Source organism: Rhizobium fabae, assembly GCF_003985135.1.
Lineage (GTDB): Bacteria > Pseudomonadota > Alphaproteobacteria > Rhizobiales > Rhizobiaceae > Rhizobium > Rhizobium pisi.
The window spans coordinates 1-19,119 of the sequence record NZ_ML133670.1 but is presented as its reverse complement, the minus strand read 5'-3'; the positions used below and the strand labels follow the sequence as shown (position 1 = coordinate 19,119).

The 19,119-nt window shown below is 58.7% G+C and carries 19 protein-coding genes and 3 pseudogenes; 11 read left to right on the top strand and 11 right to left on the bottom strand.

Going from position 1 to position 19,119, the window contains the following annotated elements; all coding sequences use genetic code 11:
* Positions 1-32: 32 nt before the first annotated feature.
* Positions 33-422 (bottom strand): annotated as a pseudogene (locus EFB14_RS32295) (thermonuclease family protein); the annotation flags it as partial.
* A gap of 150 nt (positions 423-572) precedes the next feature.
* Here EFB14_RS32295 and EFB14_RS32290 point away from each other — a divergent pair.
* Positions 573-671 (top strand): annotated as a pseudogene (locus EFB14_RS32290) (transposase); the annotation flags it as partial.
* Positions 672-805: 134 nt separating this feature from the next.
* On the opposite strand, the gene EFB14_RS32285 reads toward EFB14_RS32290, so the two are convergent.
* From EFB14_RS32285 to EFB14_RS32245, 7 genes are all read right to left on the bottom strand, one after another.
* Entirely contained in the window at positions 806-1,267 is a 462-nt protein-coding gene (locus EFB14_RS32285) for a MarR family winged helix-turn-helix transcriptional regulator (RefSeq protein ID WP_126830841.1), read from the bottom strand.
* Positions 1,268-1,340: 73 nt separating this feature from the next.
* On the bottom strand, positions 1,341-2,057 hold the full coding sequence (locus EFB14_RS32280; RefSeq protein ID WP_125847695.1) for an SDR family oxidoreductase: 717 nt from the start codon (positions 2,055-2,057) through the stop codon (positions 1,341-1,343).
* Between the two features lie 67 nt (positions 2,058-2,124).
* Positions 2,125-2,499 carry a hypothetical protein gene (locus tag EFB14_RS32275; protein WP_126830839.1) on the bottom strand — a complete coding sequence of 125 codons (375 nt, stop codon included), beginning with the start codon at positions 2,497-2,499 and terminating at the stop codon, positions 2,125-2,127.
* Between the two features lie 24 nt (positions 2,500-2,523).
* Complete coding sequence (locus EFB14_RS32270; RefSeq protein WP_126830837.1) at positions 2,524-3,405, bottom strand: NmrA family NAD(P)-binding protein; 882 nt, start codon at positions 3,403-3,405, stop codon at positions 2,524-2,526.
* A gap of 826 nt (positions 3,406-4,231) precedes the next feature.
* Positions 4,232-6,055, bottom strand: a complete 1,824-nt coding sequence (locus EFB14_RS32260; protein ID WP_125847689.1) for a methyl-accepting chemotaxis protein — start codon at positions 6,053-6,055, stop codon at positions 4,232-4,234.
* A 512-nt stretch (positions 6,056-6,567) separates the two neighbouring features.
* Positions 6,568-7,539, bottom strand: a complete 972-nt coding sequence (locus tag EFB14_RS32250) for an alpha/beta fold hydrolase (protein WP_126830835.1) — start codon at positions 7,537-7,539, stop codon at positions 6,568-6,570.
* Between the two features lie 96 nt (positions 7,540-7,635).
* Positions 7,636-8,322 carry a glutathione S-transferase family protein gene (locus tag EFB14_RS32245; protein ID WP_126830834.1) on the bottom strand — a complete coding sequence of 229 codons (687 nt, stop codon included), beginning with the start codon at positions 8,320-8,322 and terminating at the stop codon, positions 7,636-7,638.
* Positions 8,323-8,430: 108 nt separating this feature from the next.
* Between EFB14_RS32245 and EFB14_RS32240 the strand changes: the two genes are divergently transcribed.
* Positions 8,431-9,003, top strand: a complete 573-nt coding sequence (locus EFB14_RS32240) for a TetR/AcrR family transcriptional regulator (protein ID WP_125847683.1) — start codon at positions 8,431-8,433, stop codon at positions 9,001-9,003.
* 227 nt (positions 9,004-9,230) lie between these two features.
* Here EFB14_RS32240 and ampC read toward each other — a convergent pair whose 3' ends face one another.
* Positions 9,231-10,379, bottom strand: coding sequence for a class C beta-lactamase (gene ampC / locus EFB14_RS32235; RefSeq protein WP_125847681.1), 1,149 nt, complete (start codon positions 10,377-10,379; stop codon positions 9,231-9,233).
* Between the two features lie 753 nt (positions 10,380-11,132).
* Between ampC and EFB14_RS32230 the strand changes: the two genes are divergently transcribed.
* The 7 genes from EFB14_RS32230 to EFB14_RS32200 all read left to right on the top strand — a co-directional run bounded on the left by EFB14_RS32230 (position 11,133) and on the right by EFB14_RS32200 (position 16,413).
* Positions 11,133-11,654: a SixA phosphatase family protein gene (locus EFB14_RS32230; RefSeq protein ID WP_126830832.1), complete on the top strand. Its 522-nt coding sequence runs from the start codon at positions 11,133-11,135 to the stop codon at positions 11,652-11,654.
* Between the two features lie 241 nt (positions 11,655-11,895).
* A complete protein-coding gene (locus EFB14_RS32225; protein ID WP_126830830.1) occupies positions 11,896-12,213 on the top strand; it encodes a sunset domain-containing protein in 318 nt (105 codons plus the stop codon).
* Positions 12,214-12,768: 555 nt separating this feature from the next.
* A complete protein-coding gene (locus EFB14_RS32220) occupies positions 12,769-13,518 on the top strand; it encodes a GntR family transcriptional regulator (RefSeq protein ID WP_126830828.1) in 750 nt (249 codons plus the stop codon).
* Positions 13,519-13,521: 3 nt separating this feature from the next.
* Positions 13,522-14,307, top strand: a complete 786-nt coding sequence (locus EFB14_RS32215) for a transporter substrate-binding domain-containing protein (RefSeq protein ID WP_126830826.1) — start codon at positions 13,522-13,524, stop codon at positions 14,305-14,307.
* A gap of 75 nt (positions 14,308-14,382) precedes the next feature.
* On the top strand, positions 14,383-15,054 hold the full coding sequence (locus tag EFB14_RS32210) for an amino acid ABC transporter permease (RefSeq protein ID WP_126830824.1): 672 nt from the start codon (positions 14,383-14,385) through the stop codon (positions 15,052-15,054).
* On the top strand, positions 15,051-15,710 hold the full coding sequence (locus EFB14_RS32205) for an amino acid ABC transporter permease (RefSeq protein WP_125847668.1): 660 nt from the start codon (positions 15,051-15,053) through the stop codon (positions 15,708-15,710). The genes EFB14_RS32210 and EFB14_RS32205 overlap by 4 nt, the downstream gene beginning before the upstream one ends.
* On the top strand, positions 15,688-16,413 hold the full coding sequence (locus tag EFB14_RS32200) for an amino acid ABC transporter ATP-binding protein (RefSeq protein WP_125847666.1): 726 nt from the start codon (positions 15,688-15,690) through the stop codon (positions 16,411-16,413). The genes EFB14_RS32205 and EFB14_RS32200 overlap by 23 nt, the downstream gene beginning before the upstream one ends.
* Before the next feature lie 21 nt (positions 16,414-16,434).
* On the opposite strand, the pseudogene EFB14_RS32195 reads toward EFB14_RS32200, so the two are convergent.
* Positions 16,435-16,617 (bottom strand): annotated as a pseudogene (locus tag EFB14_RS32195) (IS256 family transposase); the annotation flags it as partial.
* Between the two features lie 695 nt (positions 16,618-17,312).
* On the opposite strand from EFB14_RS32195, the gene EFB14_RS32190 reads away from it, so the two are divergent.
* Positions 17,313-17,528 (top strand): ribbon-helix-helix domain-containing protein, encoded by a 216-nt coding sequence (locus EFB14_RS32190; RefSeq protein ID WP_126830822.1) that lies wholly within the window; start codon positions 17,313-17,315, stop codon positions 17,526-17,528.
* Positions 17,529-17,546: 18 nt separating this feature from the next.
* Positions 17,547-17,879 (top strand): type II toxin-antitoxin system VapC family toxin, encoded by a 333-nt coding sequence (locus EFB14_RS32185; protein ID WP_245438358.1) that lies wholly within the window; start codon positions 17,547-17,549, stop codon positions 17,877-17,879.
* Between the two features lie 141 nt (positions 17,880-18,020).
* Here the strand turns inward: EFB14_RS32185 and EFB14_RS32180 are convergent, their stop codons facing one another.
* The gene (locus EFB14_RS32180) at positions 18,021-19,034 is read right to left on the bottom strand and encodes a substrate-binding domain-containing protein (RefSeq protein ID WP_126830820.1); all 1,014 of its coding nucleotides are present in this window, start codon (positions 19,032-19,034) and stop codon (positions 18,021-18,023) included.
* Between the last annotated feature and the right edge of the window lie 85 nt (positions 19,035-19,119).

Genomic DNA, 19,119 nt, shown 5'->3' with positions numbered 1-19,119 from the left:
GCGGAAACGATGATAGCCCTCATTGGCCCCGAGCCGTGGCGCGCGCCATCCCATGGCCGGGCGAGGCCTTCCTTGATCAAACAACGTCTAGCGAATTGCCCGCACGACACACGGTTCGAAGTTTGCGTCCATACTTATCTTCGTCGCGGAATCCGGTTGTCAGGGGCGTTGAGCAGCTTCAATAGGCGGGATTTCGCCGCTTCACCTTTTATCCGTTCAGCCTCGCAGCGGGGCGGGCTGAGTTCAGGCGTATCGATATCGGCCATACGAATTTTCTCGTCCAGAACCAGAAGGTGTCGCCATTGACGACGCAGTTCGTACGATAGCGCGCAGAACACGAACGACACCGACAGCGCGTCTTGTGCAGGCGCTTTGACGAAAGCGGTAGTGTTGTCGAGATGGCCGTTGCTATCAAGATGCACCCAGCTGGCGGCACCGATCACCACGGCGCAGGCGATGGTGATCGCAATGCCTTTGCCGCGACCGGGACGGCGACGACCTGCGATACCGGTTGGGACGCACCTACCGACTGGTCCGTTGCCATGAAGGAAGTCGGACCACCATCGCCGCATGGAACTGTTGAACTTCGAATTCCAAAGCTACGCACTGGCAGCTACTTTCCGAGCTTTCTGAAGCCGCGCCGCATGGCTGAGAAGGCACTAACCGCGGTAACGCCACCGGTTCAGACCCTCAAGTGTTCCGATCGTGTAGGGCGGGGTCACCGGTTCCAATCCGGTCAAGAGCCGTTGCGTTTGCGGTTTCACACGGAACCGGCCCGCTACGGAGGGCCTGGGCAAGACCTGCGTCAATCGCCCGAAGATGCCGCAGCGTGTTTGCCCACCACGATCCGGTTGAGTTCCGTTCGAAGTGAGGCTACGTTTGCTGCTCCGTTTAGGTTCGAGAACTCTTGCTGGGCGGCCAGCCACAGGGGCGACGCCCTGTCGTGCAAAAGACGTCCTTCAAGCGTAAGTTCGATGACCCGGTAGCGGCCATCGATCGGTGAGGGGTTCATGGAGACAAAGCCGTCTCTCTCTAGGAACCCGACCATCTTGCCCATGGCCGTGCGTTCGACATCGAGGCGCTCGGCCAGCGCGATGACGGTCGCGCTTTCAGCCTCAGCCAGAGCGGCGAGGATGAGGAACTGCGTGATGCGGAGCCCGACCGGCTCGAGGTGAGCGTCATAGAGGCGGGTGATCTGCCGGCTCGCCTTACGCATGGCGTTGCAATTGCACTGGTCGATTCCCAGAGGCTGATTGACCGACAACATTTCCATTCCTTTCAATTTTAGTTCCGGGGCGCCTTCACGCTTGCTGCAGAAGACGCCCGTCTCTCGCGAAGTTTTAGAACAATCCCGGCGGGGGCGTGATGTAGCCGGGGATCTCGTCCGCCAGCGTGCTCTTTAGCAGAGCCGTGCCCTTGTCGGCCATGACCTCGCTCTTTCCGGCGGCAAGTGCATCATAGGTCTGGATTGCCACGTCCGTCGGGCTGGTTTTCGGCACGTCGATACCGTTTGTCAGATCGGTGTCCAGGAAGCCAACGTGAAGACCGAGCACCTGGATGCTGCGGTCCGCAAGGTGGAACCGTAGCTGGTTCGTATAGCTCCAGGCCGCGGCCTTGGAAGCGGCGTACGGCGTCAGGTAGGGTCGTGGCAGCCATACGATATCAGAAAGGACATTGATAATGGCGGCATGGGGCGCCTTTGACAGGCCAGGCTCGAACGCTTGTGTGACCCGCGCCACGCCATAGTAATTGGTGTCGAACAGCGCCTTCGACTGCGCCTCGAATTCGGCCGCCAAGGGATTGTCGATCAGAGCGGCAATACCAGCGTTGTTGATCAGGATCGTTGTGTCTTCTGCAGCCTCGGCTGCGGCGGCGACCGACGTCGGATCGGTGACATCGATGCGGACTGGCACGACGCCGGGTTCGTCGAAGCCATTTGTGTTGCGCATGCCTGCGTAGACCTTCTTTGCTCCGCGCCGGGCGGCCTCCCGGGCGAAGGCCAGGCCCAGGCCACGATTTGCACCTGTAATGAAGACCGTTGCGTTGTTGATTTCCATGACACGTCACCTTCCTAGATAGGTGGCCGATCCGCTACTGCGGCGGAGGCCAACCGGGCTGTTGGATTCAAAGGAAAAGCTGCTCGGGCAACTGACCGGATAGCGTGCTTTTGAGGTGGCCGGCGAGCGACACGACGGCATCGACCGGGGCCATACGGACGCTTACGCGCGGTATGAAGCCATCCGGGTCGCGATCGATGATGACGGCCGCATTCAGGCGTTCGCCGCTGGTCAAGATCGCTTCATATTCCAGAAGCGTCCGCGAACCGACGATCTCCATAAAGGTCGGGGTTTGCTTGGCGTAGAAAGTGCCGACGGCATCAACGACACGCCGGATTTCGTCGCGACCGACCACCGGTCCGCGCAGCACGGAACTGATCAGCTCGGCGTCGTTCGCAAGGTCGTCGAGAAACGGATGACGTTCTTGATGAGTGTTGGGCATCGTCGTTGATCCTGGTCCTGGATTTCAGTGGAAGGCGTCGCGGTTCTTGGCGACGAATTCCGGGATCGAGAGGGCAGGGGTTCCCGTTATCCGCTCGACGACGTCGTTGGTGCCAGAGAAGATGCCCTCGCGATAATTCTGGGCGACCTCGACAAGGTGCTGCACCAGAAACGGCGGGAACGTGTAGAGCGTCTCCATCTTGTCCTTAAAGGCTTCGATCGAGGTCGGCGCGTATTCGATCTTGGCTCCTAGAACATCGCTCATCGCTGCGGCGATCTCGGTGTGGTTCATTTCCACGGGGCCGTGAAGGGTATAAATCTTGCTTCCATGACCTTCCGGCTTCGCCAGCAGGTGGGCGATCACGCGGCCCTGGTCATCGGAGCTGATCGGTGCATGTCGGCCGTTCTCGAACGGAAACTCGATCTTCTTAGACGCCCAGATCTCCCTTGCAAAATGCGGATAGACGAGCCAATCGGCGAAGAAGGTGGGACGCAGATGCGTGGTCGCGACGCCGGACCAGTCGAAAACGCGCTCCGAAATCCAATGATCCTGCGCCGCATGGCTGGTGGATTGTCGACGTGCCGAGATCTGCGACATGTTTACGATCGCGGAGACGCCCGCCTCCTTCGCCGCCTGCGCAAAATAGGCTGCGGCGCCGAGAATTCCCGGCGCGATGGGGTGCAGAAAGTATGCAGACCGAATGCCCTCCATGGCCGCACGGATGTCATCGATGTCAGTGAAGTCGCCGACCGCGACTTCGACGCCGCGCTCACGCAGCGCTTTGGCACGGTCGTCGTCCGAGCGAACATAGGCTCGAACCTTCCTGCTCATCTTGAGAAGCTCGTCGATCGCGGCGCCGCCGGTCCGTCCAGTTGCACCACTTACCAGGATGTCAGTCTCGCTCATTGCCATATCTCCTTCAATGAAAGCATATGCTCTTACTGCCAAACAAATAGGAGCATATACTCGTATTGTCAAGCCGAACTAATCTGCGAGAGGCTTTCGGCGCACTATGGCGGCTCGATCGAAATCCGTATCCGGTTGCTGCGGGAGGCCACTGAGGCGGTGGTCGATGCGGGCGGCGCCGGCCGCGTGGGCGTGCGGGTCTCTCCCAACGGCGAAACGCAGGGCGTCCGCGACAGCGATCCCTTCCCCTTGTTCACGGCGGTCTTGGAAATGCTGCCGAAGATCGGGATCGCCCATCTGGCGCTGATGGGACCGCCGAGACGGCACCTTCGGTGTCGGCGAGATGGATCCTTTGGCGCCGCAATTGCGGCATGCGTTCAAGGTCCGTTGATCCTGAACTCCGATTTCAACTTCGTGCGGTCGCAGGCAGCGATTGATGACGGTGTCGGCACGCGGTCGCCTTCGGTCGTCCGTTCATCGCCAACCCGGGCCTGCCGAAACGTTTCACGGAAAAGATCCCGCCCACTCCGGATGATCCCACAACGTGGTCCAGTCAGGGCATCCAAGGTTACGTCGATTACCCGTGGCCCAGTGAATTCTCCGGCAGGGAATAACGTTCCTGCTCGGGTTTCGCGAAGGCGATGCCTCGAGCTCATCGTTAGCGCGCCTGTCTATTACGAACCTTGCATCTTCAGCAGCCGGAGGTCCTGTCACCCTCTCCGAGGTCACGGGGCGAGCGATTGACGGGAACCTGAATCCTCACGGAATGCAAACGGTAGGGATGGCATTGTCGCCGTACGATTTTTTTATCCGGTCAACGTGCGAACTATGCAGTCTTACGGAAAGCATAGGCTTGGTGCTCTGTTGCGCCCCCAACCTTGAACTGACCAATCAACTCGCGCAGCGTGGCGCTCTCGTCGGCAAGCGATGCGGAAGCTGCGCTCGCTTCCTCGACCATTGCGGCATTCTGCTGGGTCGTTTGATCGAGGCTGTTAACTGCCGTGTTTATCTCGGCGAGGCCCACCGACTGCTCGCGCGACGATGCAGCAATCGCGTCGACGTGTTGATTCATCGCCACCACGAATTCACCGATCTGCTTCAAAACCCCGCCGGTTTTCGAGACCAGCTCGACGCCTGTGGCCACTTCACCGCTCGATGTGTGAATGAGCGCCTTGATTTCTTTTGCCGCCTTGGCTGAGCGCTGCGCGAGCTCGCGCACTTCTTGCGCCACGACCGCAAAACCCTTGCCAGCCTCGCCGGCGCGTGCAGCCTCAACACCTGCGTTCAACGCAAGAAGATTCGTCTGAAACGCAATTTCGTCAATGACACCGATGATATTCGATATCTCGTTGGCGGATTGCTCAATCCGGCTCATCGCGTCGACCGCCTGCGCGACAATTATGCCGGATGTCGTAGCGCTGGCGTTGGCCTCTGCCGCCACCTTGCGGGCCTCCTCGGCGCGTTTGGAAGATGAGGCGACGTTTGCGGTGATTTCATCCAGGGCGGCGGCCGTTTGTTCCAAAGCAGCCGCCTGCTGCTCGGTGCGCCTTGCGAGGTCATTCGCACTGTGGGCGATCTCATTCGATCCGGTGTCGATGCCGGCTGTCGAGCCCGCCACTTTGCTCAGCGTGCGGCAGAGTTGAGCGACGGCGCTATTGAAGTCACGTCGAAGCGGCTCGAAATCAGGATCGAACGGTTCGATGATCTGGATTGTCAGATCGCCTTCAGCGAGTTTCTTCAAACTTCCGGCCAGTCCATTCGTCGCCTGACCCATCGCAGCGGCTCGCGCACGGTCGATTTCCGCACGCCGCTGGCGCTCTCCTTCTGAAAGGACGCGGCTTGCCTCGATTTCCTTGTCGGCTTTGATTTTAGCCAATGCTGTCTGCCTGAATGTTTCGACCGCTCCAGCCATCGAACCGATTTCGTCCGTTCGGCTTGCGTAGGGGATGGCCGACGCCGTGTCGCCTCCCGCAAGCCTGGTCATCGAACTGGTAATTGCCTTGACCGGCTGGGAGATTTGCACAGCAACATAGGCAATGGCTCCGGCGACAATCCCCAAGACTAAGGCAATAAGCGTCCATGTGCTCCAAAGGATCGTGGCGTAGGTCAGTTTGCTGCTGTCAAATGAAGCATCCGAACCCTTCACGTTGATGTCGAGTAGCTCGCTCGCACGGCTTTCGGCTTCCTGGATAATCGGCTCCATGTCCTTGTAGAAAATGCTCTTGGCTGCGTCGTTGTCATTCTTTCGGGATTTCACGAGCATCGGCTCGGCCGCATTGGCGTATGCGGCGGCGGCATTTCCGATCTGGTCAAGCAGTTCTTTTTCGTGAGGGGACGATATCAGCGCCCGATAGGCTTCGACGGATTTCGCCACTTCCTCCCTTTGAGCGATAACTTGCTTTTCCGCCGCCGCTATTGCCTCATCGCTGATGGACATGATGTGATTGGCATATGCGAACTTCAGCTGCTGAAGTTGGAGTTGCATATTTCGCACGACGGAGACACTCGGCAGCCAGTTCTTGGCGATCGCAGCAGTGTTCTCATTTACCGCGCGCACGCTACTCAGGGAGAACAGAGCGAATGCGAGAAAAATTGACGCAAACATCAGATTGATGACAATCAGGGAGGTTCGGACAGTGAGCCTGCGCATTTCTTCTCACTCCTTCGGAACGATGACAGACCAGGTCAAATGGATCTGGCGCTTGCGAAGCAATTGATGAAATTTAGCCCTTTCTGTTTAATTAAACGTCAAGCTCGCAATTGGTGTGCCAGCACTTTTGCGCTCGTCGATAGGCGCTTCAAGGCAGGCGTAGAGCCACCAACCGAAGGCAATTCGGCCGGCAAAGGCGCAACATGGGCGAAGTCCTGCGGAAGTAAGGGCGTGGTGGCCATTTCCTGCAATACAAGGCAACACTTCGGTCCGGCCTCGATCTGGAAGCGGTGGGTGTCATCGAGCGTGACGAGACCGGACTCGTTCGGCGCGTGACGATGATGTTTGCGCCATTGGACGCTGCGCTGTCACTGTCGGCAGGACTGGGCGGAATCGTCGGGGAGGAGTTTGCTGACGATCTCTTTTACAATGCGTCGATGAACGAGATCGCATACGATCGCACGCAAAAGAGCCGGGGCTATAGCCAGGCCAGCCCCGGCCCTTGCACGCCATCAGTGGCGAAGGAACGCCAGCAGGTCGGCGTTCAAGCGGTCCTTGTCGACATGCAGCAGCCCATGGGAGCCGCCTTCGTAGACGATGAGCTTGGCATGTGGTAGGAGCCCGGCGGTCAGTTTCGCGGAAATCTCTAGCGGGACGATCTGATCGTCACTGCCATGGATCACCAGTGCGGGCACGGTGATTTTCTTAAGGTCATCACGGAAATCGGTTTCCGAGAAGGCGCCAAGCGCATGGTAGGCGGCAAGAAAGCCTGTTGCCTGCCCCTGCCGCCAGTAGCTCTCCCGCAGGCCCTCCGAGATGTGCGCCCCCGGCCGATTGAAGCTGTAATACGGCATGGTGACGTCGAGATTCCACTGCGACCGGTTTGCCTGCACGGCGGCGCGGAACGTATCGAACAGCTCCTTGGGAGCACCGTGAGGATTGGTCGCAGTCTTCAGCAGGAAGGGTGTCACCGAGGAAACGAAAGCGACCTTGGCGACGCGGCTCTGGCCATGGCGCGCGATATAGCGCACGACCTCGCCACCGCCCATCGAGTGACCGGCGAAGGTCGCCTCGCGCAGATCCAAAGCCTCGACCAGTTGCGCCAGATCATCGGCGAAGGTGTCGTAGTCGTAACCGCCGGACGGCTGGCTCGACCGGCCAAAACCCCGACGGTCATGGGCGATGACGCGATAGCCGTTCTGCAGCAGGAAGAACATCTGGTCTTCCCAGGCGTCGGACGACAGCGGATAGCCATGGCTGAACACCACGGCCGGCCCGGTGCCCCAGTCCTTGAAATAGAGGCTGGTACCGTCTTTCGTGACGAGGCGGTCGGCTGTGGCCTTGCCGGCGCGGGCAGGCGCGGGGGTCTTTGCATCGGCGACGGTTACGGCGGCGCCAGCCGCTGCAAGTCCGACGCCGGCGACGGCCACGCCTTTCAGCAGACTGCGCCGGGAAGCGCTGTCGGGTGTTGAGATCGCGGACATGAAGAAACTCCGTGAGGTTATGCCGCCTGGGCGGCGCGAGTGGCGAATGTGGCTGGGCGTGTCGGTGCGGTGTTCGCACCGCTTTCCTGCGGGTGATTAGAAGCCGAGCCTGCGCAGATCCTCGGCGACGAACATCTGGCCGCTGCGATTCTTGACGCTTGGGAGTTCTGAGACCTTTGCGCGCCAGGACTTCAGCGCAGAATGATCGTCAGGGATGGCAATGCCGGCGGCGTCCGCGAACATCAGCCCGGCAAACACTGTGATGTCGGCCATCGAGAATGCATTGCCGGCGACGAACGACCGGTCCTGCAACACCGTGTCGAAGTACCTCATGCCCGCGACTGCCTTATCACGCTGGCGATTGCCCCAGTCCTGACGGCCAGCCCATTCCGGGCTCTTGAACACCTGCAGCTCGGCGCCAAGGCCCGGCGTCGCGTGATGGAAGTAGTTGCCGACGGCATCGAGCAGCTCGGTCTCGGCCCGCTTCTGCATCATGTGGATGACGGCCTTTTCTTTCGGCGTCTTGCCGGTGAGCCGCGGATCGCCGTCGAGATTGTCGAGATATTCAGTGATGGCGGTAGCCTCACTGATGTAGGTGCCGTCTTCGAGCTGGAGGACCGGCAGCACGCCCGAGGGGTTCTTTTCGAGGAAGGCGGGTTGCTTATGTTCGGCGGCGATGAGGTCGACGGAGACGAACTCTACCTGCGGCTCGAGGCCCTTCTCGGCGAGCACGATGCGGATACGGGCTGGATTGGGAAAGCCGGGGCGATCGAAGATTTGCATGGGAGACTCCTTTTGTCTGTCTATCGATAGATAGATTGCGATCCACGCTTAGCTCTTCCCTTTTGCGGCGTCAACAACTATCTATCGAGTGATAGGTATGGAACGGCGATGGCTAGAACGAAGAACGACATGCGTGAGGCGGTCATGGTTGCTGCTAAGGCGACGGTGCAGGCCCACGGCTACAATGCCCTCAGCTTTCGTGAGCTCGCGAAAGAAGTCGGCATCAAAAGTGCCAGCGTGCACTACCACTTCCCCACCAAGGGCGACCTCGGCGCGGCATTGGCGCGTCGCTATACCGAGGAAGGGGCGGCCTATCTGGCGGAGCTGCTGGCCACTTCCAACGATGCGAGTTGGTGCATGGAAAGATACGCGGATATCTTTCGCGCCGCCCTGGCCAACGATAATCGCATGTGCCTGTGCGGCATTATGAGCGCGGAACTCGACGACCTTCCCCCGGAGGTCCGGGCCGAGGTCGATAAATTCGCCGCGATGAACGTCGGCTGGCTTATCAAGGTGCTCTCACGGGCAAAGCCTTCCGCGAGCGAGCAGGATTTGCAGGAACACGGGATGGCGATCTTTGCTGCCATCGAGGGGGCCCAATTAGTCGCGCGCGGCTGCCAGGACATCAGCATTTACGATCGTACGATCCGGGCCTATCGGACTACGGGCCTTATTCTGTGAAGCCCTCGTCCGGCGGGGCTTCGGCCAAGAAATATGTTCGTGCCCTTATGCCGAATTCGGCATAAGGGGACTTATCCCGAGCCCGATACTATGGCGAGCCCATTCCCTAAAGCCCGAGATTTCCGGTAGTCCAGGAATGAAAGCTCGGCAGAATTGTCGCGCAGTGAACATGCCAATTCGGCCGAAGCGGACATTTAGGTCGAGTCCGGTTCGGCCAAAAATGACATCTATTTTTTGGACAGTAATGCTTCGATCAGGGAGTAGGTCGCCTTCACGCGGGCTTCGTTTGGGTAGTTCTTGTTAGCGAGCACAACAACGCCGATGTCCTCGCTCGGCACCATAGCGATGTAACCGCCAAACCCGTTCGTCGAACCGGTCTTGTTCAGGATCACATTCTTCTGGGGAGGAAGCGATGGGCTGATTTTTTCGGCTGGCTGTGGCTTCATGATGAAATCATAGCCATTGCCAGACGTCATGGTCTGCAGGTCGGTGGGCCACGGGTACTGCTCCCAAATCATATCCTGGGTGAAAAAGGCAGTTTTGTACTGACCTTCATGGGTTCTCTCAACCGCCTTGCGCAATTCGTCGGGAGCCTTCCCGTGCCCCAACTCCACATCAAGAACTGTTAGCATGTCTCGGACACTCGACTTCACGCCATAGGCCTCCGAGTCCAAGACCCCAGGGCTCACCCGAATTGGCGCATTGGTCTTTCGGTCATAGCCGAAAGCGTACTGGCTCATGTCACTCTTAGGAACGTCTATCCACGTATGGCGGAGCCCGAACGCAGGGAAGAGCACGTCCTGCAAGGCCTGCTTGTAGTTGGAGCCCATGGCTTTGCCAGATATGTAGCCGAGCATCCCGATGCCGACGTTAGAGTAGCTTCGCGTTCCCGGTTGCGGCGGGTGCCAATCCTTCAGCCAGCTCACCAACCCATCTACGTTCGAAACGTTGTCCGGCACCTGCAATGGCAGTCCGCCCGAATGATGTGTTGCCAAATCCATGAGTGTAAGCTTGTCGCCAATTGAGCATGCGTCGACACAGACGTGATGTGCCACCGTATCACTGAGGCTGAGCTTTCCGCGTTCTTCGGCCAATGCCGCAAGCGTCACGTTGAAAATTTTGCTTATCGAGCCAAGCTCAAACAGCGTATCAGGGGTGGCCGGACGGTTGTCGGCACGCGATGCCAACCCGACCGCATAAAACTCATGTTTGCCGTTCCTGGTAACTCCGACGACGAGTCCGGGAATATCGTATTCCTTTACCACGGGTTCGAATGAAGCTTGCGCCTTCTCAGCAAACCCGTCGGCCTTCGCAATTGAGCCACTTGAGGCGAGTACCGCGATAGAAAACGCCACGAGGTACGAACACTTATCCATTCTATATTGCTCCAAATCCACATTCCCCGACAGGGTCTCGCTGGGATCAGTCATCGTTGGGGCAAAGTTGTGGCGCGGCCAGACTTCGCGCTTCCAGCGAAGGAACCTTGAAGAGGAATTGAATGGACGTCACGCCATGGCACGCGTGGCATATCTTAATCGGGAAATAGCCGCATATGGCGCGCTTGCTGTTGAGGCGATAAAGCAGCGGCTTCGAGCTTCATTCCAGCCGTCGAATCCTGGAGAGACGAACGGCGCTCGATTTCGGCCCGCTGCTGGCCGCCTATGTCAAGCGCGGTGGGACATACGAAAGGCTGACTGAGAGCTTGATCGACAACCTTGTAATGCGCCGCTCAGCTTGAGAGTGGGCGGCGAAGCCAGGGGTAGCCTGCGCTCATCGTGACGCAGGCAATTATGGCGATCAAGCCTCAAAAAAAGCCGAAAATACTCGCTTTGGGTTGCGGTTCTCCAAGCAGATCGGAACTCGGGACCAGGTCTAGAGTTTCGTCAGCGCGGTCAAGCTCGATTTCGATTTCTGACAAGACACGCTTTACGTCCGATCGGCCATCGCCGACGCCGAAATCCGCGGGATGCCTAAGTTTCGCAAATGCAGGACGAAACAACTGGACCCAGTGTCATCCGCCAGTTTGCGACCTATATCAAGAGCGGCCCCTCATGCTCCAGGAGTCAACACGAAACGAGGCTCTAGCTTATGATATGACATCGGCCTCGCGATAAAATGACGCTGAACCCATGCTACCGAAACACCGCCTCATCCTTCTGCGCCACGCCAAATCCGCTTGGCCCGACGGTGTGGCCGACCGTGAACGGCCATTGGAGGATCGCGGGCGCAAGGCAGCACCCGTGATCGGCGCCTATATGGCGCGCGAGAAGCTGATCCCCGATCTCGCCCTCGTCTCGCCGGCCCGCCGGGCGCGGGAAACCTGGAAGCTCGTCCGCGGGGCCTTTTCGAAAAAGGTCTCCGAACGCGAGGCGGCGGATAGCTACGAGGTGTCGGCCGAGCGCATCCTCGATGTGATCCGGGCCGTCGAACCTGGCATCCGCACGTTGCTCATCGTCGGCCACAATCCCGGCATGGAGAATGCTGCTTCGCTTATCGTGGCGGACGGCGATGCCGATGCCGTGCGACGAATGCGGGAGAAGTTCCCGACGGCGGGACTTGCCGTCATCGACCTCGATCTCGACGGATGGGACGAGATTGCGGCGGGCACCGGTTATCTCGCACGATTCGTAACCCCGCGATCCTTGGGATAATAAGGTCACTTTCCGGTTTGAACTTGGTGGATATGGTGCACAGCGCTGATTCTACCCTTCGCCGGTTCCGAACGGGCCGTTCACGGCAGATGGTTCGACAGCGCCGAATTGGCCCGATTACCCGTCTTCAGCCCTGGTGCCCCGTCAGGATGGAATGAGCGAGTTACCCCTTTTGGATAGATGTTCGCCATGCGCCAACACGATTACGATCTTTTGCGCGAAATGGCGGAGATTTGGGGGCATGCGTCAGTGTTTTCGCAATCCGCAGAAGAAATCGGTGCTGTTTAAGGCGCCGGGTTTGCTCATCGGTGCGCTCGCGTTTGGTGCAGCCGGCGGCATGACCCTGAGCGACCTGCTTGCGTCCTGGAACGTTTCAGGCGGCTCCGGACACTCATGCAAGATCAAGGGCAACATCAGCATCGAGACGGGCGAGCGCATCTTCCACGTGCCGGGGCAGCGATACTACTCACAGACGAAGATCAGCCCCCAGTATGGAGAACGGTGGTTCTGCTCGGAGTTTGAAGCTTGGGCGGCCGGCTGGAGGAAATCGAAGGCCTGATGCATTGGGGGATATTAAGGGCACACACACTATGGTCGGTCGAAATGGCTCGGGGGTGTGAAAGCGTGAAAGCGCAAAAGCTTAATGGCAAGTAGTCCGCAACGCCCCTCCTTCTGCAGGAGCGCTTCGAAGCGTTTCGCACCGCCGGCAAAGCCTCGAGCATCCGCGTCAAGCGCCTGCCCGAGATGGCTTGGATCTATCTAAGCGAATAACCTCGCTTGGGCGCAACGGCTGGGGGCACCCATGCCACCGAAAACTCGAACGATGGACTGGTCCGCCTCCCTTATCCTCTGGTCGCGATGGCTACATTCGCCATTTCCTGGACTGTAGTGACTAGGTAAACCGAACCGATCTTGCCGCAAGCGGCTTTCGAGAGGGAAGGGGCTTTATCGGCTTTGGGCAGCCGGCGCCGATCCCGGTTGACAACGAGTTGCGGCACCCGCTCAATTTACGTTCAGTCTGCATTCCCAGCGTGCAAATCCGAGGTGAAGAATCCGAGACGTCCCGGAAATCCTGAACGCAGAATTTTGGCACGAGCTTTGCTTTCTGTCTTGTATGCAAGATAGCCAGACATCCGAGACCACGCAGAAGACCATCGAAGAAACGATCGTTTCCGGGATTCTTTCAGCCAAGATCCGGCCTGGGACGCGTCTCAGTGAAAACCAGCTGGCAGCCCTCTTCGGCGTGTCCCGCACCCGCGTTCGTGAAGCCATGATGCGCCTGGAAACACGCGGCATTGTGCATGTCAGTCCGAGACGGGGCTGGTTTGTCATTGAGCCGTCCGCCGAAGACGCGATCGCGGTCTATGAGGCACGGCGCGTTATCGAGGCCGGATTGTTGCGCAGCATGTGCGCACTGACGGACGAGGGGCGTAGCGCTCTCGATGCGCATTTGAACGAGGAAAAGCGAGCGCTGGCTTCGGGCAACCGGCAGCGCCTCACCTATTTGATGGGCGATTTTCACATCCGCATTGCAGAATTGAGCGGGAACGCCATCATCGTCGATATCCTGCGTGATCTCACCGCGAGGACGATCCTCATCTCGATGCTCTATCAGTCTGAATTTCATGCCGCACAGTCCCACGATGGGCACTGCCGCATCTTCGAGGCCATGCAGGCGGGCGATTTCGTCAGAGCCGCGGAACTTTCTGTCGAACATCTGGATGAAGTGGAAATGGGCCTTGACCTGACCACGCGCCCGGACCCGCTCTCGGAATTGCGCAGTTCCCTGTCACTCCCTCCCAAGACCGTGTCCTCCGGCCCAACTGTCAGACCCAAAAAACCACTACTTCAAAGGAGCAATTAAAATATGCTTACAAGACGAGTCTTCTTCGCAATCGCGACTCTGGCTGCAACCTTCGGCTTCGGCTCCGCGTCTCACGCCGATGCTCTCGCCGACATCACGGCGCGCGGTACGCTGCGTGTCGCCGTCCCGCAGGATTTTCCGCCCTTCGGCAGCGTCGGCACCGATATGGCGCCGATGGGCTACGATATCGATGTGGCCAATCTCATTGCCGAAAAGCTGGGCGTCAAGACCGAACTCGTGCCGGTCACCAGCGCCAACCGCGTCCCCTATCTGCAGACGAATAAGGTCGATCTAGTCATATCAAGCCTCGGCAAGAACGCCGAGCGCGAAAAGGTGATCGACTTCTCTGTAGCCTACGCACCCTTCTTCAACGGCGTGTTCGCGCCGGCCGATATTGCGATCGCCAAGGTGGAGGATCTCTCCGGCAAGAGCATCGGCGTCACGCGCGGCGCGGTTGAGGATCTCGAGCTGACGAAGATCGCGCCAGCCGATTCAACCATCAAGCGTTACGAGGACAATAATGGCACCATCTCGGCCTTCCTGTCCGGCCAAGTCGACACCATCGCGACCGGCAACGTCGTCGCTGCTGCGATCCTCGCCAAGAACCCTCCCAAGCGCCCTGAGATGAAGTTCCTCATCAAGAACTCGCCTTGCTACATCGGCCTCAACAAGGAACAGGCGGCTCTTCTCGAGAAGGTGAACGGCATTATCGCCGCCGCCAAGACCGATGGATCGCTCAACGCCATCTCGAAGAAGTGGCTCGGCGCCGATCTCCCGTCGGATCTGTAAGGAAACCGGTCTTCCGCACATCATCCCGCGCGCGGGATGATGTGCCGCTCCGTCGCCAGAAGAGGGGACAATTCCTTGAGCTATCATTTCGAATTCGGATGGCTGCTTCAATATTATCCTGAGATCATCAAGGGCATACTGGTCACGCTGGAGCTTATCGCGATCGGTGGCGTGCTCGGCATTTCGCTCGGCATCTTCTGCGCCTGGGTGCGCGCGCTCGGGCCGACCTGGCTGAAGCCGGTCGTTGCGATCTATGTCGAATTGATCCGCAACACGCCGTTCCTGATCCAGCTCTTTTTCATCTTTTTCGGTCTGCCGTCGCTCGGCCTCAAGCTTTCCGAACTGACGGCCGCCAACCTTGCGATGGTCGTTAACCTTGGCGCCTACAGCTGCGAGATTATCCGCGCGGGCATTCAGGCAACCCCGAAGGGCCAGTTCGAGGCCGGCGAGAGCCTTGCAATGACGCGCTTCGAAACCTTCCGACATGTCGTTCTCGTGCCGTCGCTGCAACGCATCTGGCCGGCCCTGTCGTCGCAGGTGGTCATCGTCATGCTCGGCTCATCGGTCGTCTCGCAGATCGCCGCCGAGGATCTGACCTTTGCCGCGAACTTCATACAATCGCGAACTTTCCGCGCCTTCGAGGCCTACATCGTCTCGACATCGATCTATCTCGCGCTGGCGATCCTGCTGCGGCAGGTCCTTGCGGTGGTCGGCGGATTCATTTTCCCGAGGAGGGCGGCGCGATGATCGAGTTCACACTCTGGGACATCCTGCGCAACCTGCTGCTTGCCGCCCGCTGGACGATCCTTCTTTCGCTCGTCTCGTTCATCGGCGGCGGCGTGGTCGGACTGGGGCTGCTCTTCCTGCGTATCAGCAAGCGCAAAGCGTTCAGGACAGTCGCGAAATATTATATCGAGCTCTTTCAGGGCACGCCGCTGCTAATGCAGCTCTTCATCGCCTTTTTCGGCCTCGGCCTCTTCGGGATAGACGTGCCGGCATGGCTTGCTGCGGGATTGGCGCTCATCCTGTGGAGTGCCGCCTTCCTCGCGGAAATCTGGCGCGGCTGCGTCGAAGCGGTCGCTAGGGGTCAATGGGAAGCCTCTGCCAGCCTTGGCATGGGGCGGCTGCAGCAGATGCGCTACGTCATCCTGCCGCAGGCGCTGAGGGTCGCCATACCGCCCACGGTCGGTTTCTCCGTTCAGATCGTCAAGGGTACGGCGCTGACCTCGATCATCGGCTTCGTCGAATTGTCGAAAGCCGGCACCGTGGTCACCAATGCCACCTTCCAGCCCTTCACCGTCTACGGGCTCGTCGCCCTCATCTACTTCGCCCTTTGCTGGCCTTTGTCGAAAAGCAGCCAGATCCTGGAAAGGAAGCTCAATGTCGCTCATCGAAATCACTGAAGTCCGCAAGAGCTTTGGCGCCACCGAGGTACTGAAAGGCATCAATCTCGATGTCGAGGCCGGCGAAGTCATCGCCATTATCGGAAAGAGCGGTTCCGGTAAATCGACCCTGCTTCGCTGCATCAACGGTCTGGAGACCATCACCGATGGCTCGATCTCCGTGGCCGGCGCGCAGCTCCTCGATGACGAAGTGCATCTGAAGGCATTGCGCCTCAAGGTCGGCATGATCTTTCAGCAGTTCAACCTCTTCCCGCACCTGACGGTCGGCGGCAACGTCGTGCTGTCGCAGACCGTGGTCAAGAAGACCCCGAAGGCCGAAGCCGAAGCCACCGCCCGCAAGATGCTGGAGCGAGTGGGGTTGGGCCACAGGTTCGATGCCTATCCGGATGAGCTGTCGGGTGGCCAGCAGCAGCGCGTCGCCATTGCCCGCGCGCTCGCGATGCAGCCGGCAGCACTCCTCTGCGACGAGATCACTTCCGCGCTCGATCCGGAACTGGTCGCCGAAGTCCTGGCCGTCGTGCGCGAGCTTGCGGCCGAGGGCATGACTCTGCTGATGGTAACCCACGAGATGAAGTTCGCCCGCGACGTCTGCAACCGTGTGGTCTTCATGCATCAGGGCCGGGTCCACGAAGCAGGCCGGCCAGAGGAAGTCTTCGCCAATCCGCAGACGGCAGAACTGAAGCAGTTTCTCGGCGTCAATTAGATATCAGTGCGCATTCATGTGGTCGCGGCAGCCGTTGCGTTGCGCCAACCGCATCGCATTCTTCTCGCCGTGGCCAGCAATGGTCGCACTGCCGACTTCCAGCTCCATCAGCCGCTCGGCCGCAAAGCCGATCATCTCGCGCAACAAATCGGCGTCAGCACTCTTCTCAACGAGCGAGCCCACGTTCATCATATCGTCAGTCATCGGTGGTCTTTCCATCAGGTTGGTCTTGAACAACCCGACCTACCGGAAAACACTGGTGACCACCGGTATCCTGCTACATCACTCCCCGGGACGTCATCTTGATGGGTCGTTCCGGTGTCGCAAACCTCGGTTCGATAGGTCGTGATTGTATTGCGCGACAGTCCAGGTCGCCGACTGATCTCGCGGACGCTTCTCTCGCAGCGCAATCCGCCGGACGATGTTTTCCCATGTGGATCACTCGGTTGCTCCGTCGCAAACCGCTGGGGAAAGGGCCACATGGCTCAAATCCATTGGAAATTATGGGTCGGGCGACTCGTCTTTTGGGCTCGACTAACGGAGGCGAACGATCTGAGGTGAATAAGCTCGCTGGACCTAGGAGGCCTCTTGGGTTTCCACTGAACTATAGCGCGTCGCTTCATTTGCAAATCAGTAAATTAATTGCCAACAGGGCTTACAGCGGCATCGATGGGTCGGTGCCCAGCGGTTCGATTCCTATCAACTGCATGCGATTGCGCAGGGTTGATATCCAACCGGCGATCCCCGCTGCCGGACCTACGATAGGCGACGAGACATTTGCCTCAGCAAGGGCCAAACTCCAGGCTCGCGGCCTGGTAATGAGCTAACGCCTAGTGGCCATGGAAGATACTGATCAGCCATGATATATATCGCCGATATCATATATCGGACCTTATCTCATGAGAACGTTGGTAGATATAGGCGACCCAGAAGTCAAAGCGCTGGACCGGCTGGCACAGCGGGAAAAAATGTCGAGAGCAGCGCTGATCCGAAAGGCGATCAATGACTTTCTTGCTAGGAACAATGCCGATATTGAAGCAGAAGCGTTCGGGCTCTGGGGCGATCGAAAGATCGATGGTTTGACCTATCAAGAAAACATGCGCCGCGAATGGTAAAGTCTCTGTTCGACACCTGTGTTGATCGACTATCTCAACGCAGTTCCGCAAGCGCGAGACGAACTGACAAGATATTGCGAAAAGTCGATTATCACCTGGATGGAGGTTCTCGTCGGCGCCAAGCCTGAGGTGGCGAACGGAACGCGCGCTTTCCTGGCTGGCTTTGCGGTCATCGCTGTCGATAACGCCATAGCCGAACGAGCAGTATCTCTGCGACAACTTCATCGTATCAAGCTTTCTGATGCCATCATCTGGGCAACCGCTAATGTTCACTCGATGTTGCTGATCACCCGAAACACGAAGGATTTCCCTCGCGAAATGCCGGACATACGAGGGCCATACGAAATCTGAAGGTAAAGCGCTTAACCCGGCGTGCTGTTCTCGCGACCCATCCTGTTGAGGGCCTGCACAACTGAGGCTGGCTGTGACCTCTTTGTAAAACCCTTCTTAAGCAACCATTCAGACGACATATATTGTCCGCGCAGGGCGGCATCAGCGCGGCGCGGCAGTACTTTCCCGCAGAATCAGCTCGACCGGCCACAATTCGTGGATATCGTCTGCGGCGCGCCCAGCGATAAGTTGTAGTGTTAGCTCAGCGCAACGTGTGCCCGCAGCACGCATGGAGGATCGCGTGCTCGAGAGCGACGGAACCATATTCTCAGCCGTCAAATAGGGGAAGACGTCGTCATGGGCGATGACGGAAACATCTTGCCCCACCGTCATCCCAAGCGAACGGACGGCACGGTAGACACCAAGCGCTGTCATCGTGGAACCGGCAACGATGGCGGTCGGTGCATTCGTGCTTTCCAGAAATGAGCGGGCATGACGAAAGCCGCTTTCGTCGGAGAATTTATCGCAGACCATCAAGTGGGGATCTGCAACCAGCCCACGCTCCTGGTGAGCAATCCGAAAACCTTGCTCGCGATGGATCGAATAGGTCTTGCCTCGCAGGCCATTGATCATGGCAATGCGCCGATGCCCGAGATCGAGCAGGTGTTCTGTGGCTCGGCGCACGGCATTTTCATTATCGATATCGAGCCAGGCGTGAACGTGCTCTGTCTCGGACCGGCCATGAACCAAAAAAGGGAGTCCCAAGCTGTTCAGCACCTCGATCCGCGGGTCCTTGGGGCGAGGCGAATGAATGATCACCGCATCAACCCGACGGCTTTCGACCAGGCGTCGATAGGCCTGTATCTCGTCGTCATCATTGTGTGCGGTAATGGGTGTGATGAGAATGTCGGTATCGGCCGTTTCCAGGCACTGCGCCATCCCGGACACGAATTCAGCGAAATGGATTTCTCCGGATCGCGCCATCATGACGCCTATCGCTCCGGCTCTCCCGGTCTTTAACCGCACGGCATTGATATCGGGGCGATAGCCAAGCCGCTTTGCTTCGCTTGCAACCCGGGCGCGCGTGGCTTCGCTCACCTCCGGATAGCCGCTGAGTGCCCGGCTGACCGTGGTCGGAGAAAGCCCAAGCTGCTTTGCAAATTCACGAAGTTTCATCGGTATCTTCTTTGTTGCGGCAATCAATGGACGATGCGTGGGTGATGCGCAACGGGCAAGTGCCAATTCGATATAAATTGAAATC

Excerpts from the sequence above, each read along its gene's own strand:
- EFB14_RS32285 (WP_126830841.1), bottom strand. The coding sequence starts at position 1,267 with ATGTTGTCGGTCAATCAGCCTCTGGGAATCGACCAGTGCAATTGCAAC.
- EFB14_RS32280 (WP_125847695.1), bottom strand. The coding sequence starts at position 2,057 with ATGGAAATCAACAACGCAACGGTCTTCATTACAGGTGCAAATCGTGGC.
- EFB14_RS32275 (WP_126830839.1), bottom strand. The coding sequence starts at position 2,499 with ATGCCCAACACTCATCAAGAACGTCATCCGTTTCTCGACGACCTTGCG.
- EFB14_RS32270 (WP_126830837.1), bottom strand. The coding sequence starts at position 3,405 with ATGAGCGAGACTGACATCCTGGTAAGTGGTGCAACTGGACGGACCGGC.
- EFB14_RS32260 (WP_125847689.1), bottom strand. The coding sequence starts at position 6,055 with ATGCGCAGGCTCACTGTCCGAACCTCCCTGATTGTCATCAATCTGATG.
- EFB14_RS32250 (WP_126830835.1), bottom strand. The coding sequence starts at position 7,539 with ATGTCCGCGATCTCAACACCCGACAGCGCTTCCCGGCGCAGTCTGCTG.
- EFB14_RS32245 (WP_126830834.1), bottom strand. The coding sequence starts at position 8,322 with ATGCAAATCTTCGATCGCCCCGGCTTTCCCAATCCAGCCCGTATCCGC.
- EFB14_RS32240 (WP_125847683.1), top strand. The coding sequence starts at position 8,431 with ATGGCTAGAACGAAGAACGACATGCGTGAGGCGGTCATGGTTGCTGCT.
- ampC (WP_125847681.1), bottom strand. The coding sequence starts at position 10,379 with ATGGATAAGTGTTCGTACCTCGTGGCGTTTTCTATCGCGGTACTCGCC.
- EFB14_RS32230 (WP_126830832.1), top strand. The coding sequence starts at position 11,133 with ATGCTACCGAAACACCGCCTCATCCTTCTGCGCCACGCCAAATCCGCT.
- EFB14_RS32225 (WP_126830830.1), top strand. The coding sequence starts at position 11,896 with ATGCGTCAGTGTTTTCGCAATCCGCAGAAGAAATCGGTGCTGTTTAAG.
- EFB14_RS32220 (WP_126830828.1), top strand. The coding sequence starts at position 12,769 with ATGCAAGATAGCCAGACATCCGAGACCACGCAGAAGACCATCGAAGAA.
- EFB14_RS32215 (WP_126830826.1), top strand. The coding sequence starts at position 13,522 with ATGCTTACAAGACGAGTCTTCTTCGCAATCGCGACTCTGGCTGCAACC.
- EFB14_RS32205 (WP_125847668.1), top strand. The coding sequence starts at position 15,051 with ATGATCGAGTTCACACTCTGGGACATCCTGCGCAACCTGCTGCTTGCC.
- EFB14_RS32200 (WP_125847666.1), top strand. The coding sequence starts at position 15,688 with ATGTCGCTCATCGAAATCACTGAAGTCCGCAAGAGCTTTGGCGCCACC.
- EFB14_RS32190 (WP_126830822.1), top strand. The coding sequence starts at position 17,313 with ATGAGAACGTTGGTAGATATAGGCGACCCAGAAGTCAAAGCGCTGGAC.
- EFB14_RS32180 (WP_126830820.1), bottom strand. The coding sequence starts at position 19,034 with ATGAAACTTCGTGAATTTGCAAAGCAGCTTGGGCTTTCTCCGACCACG.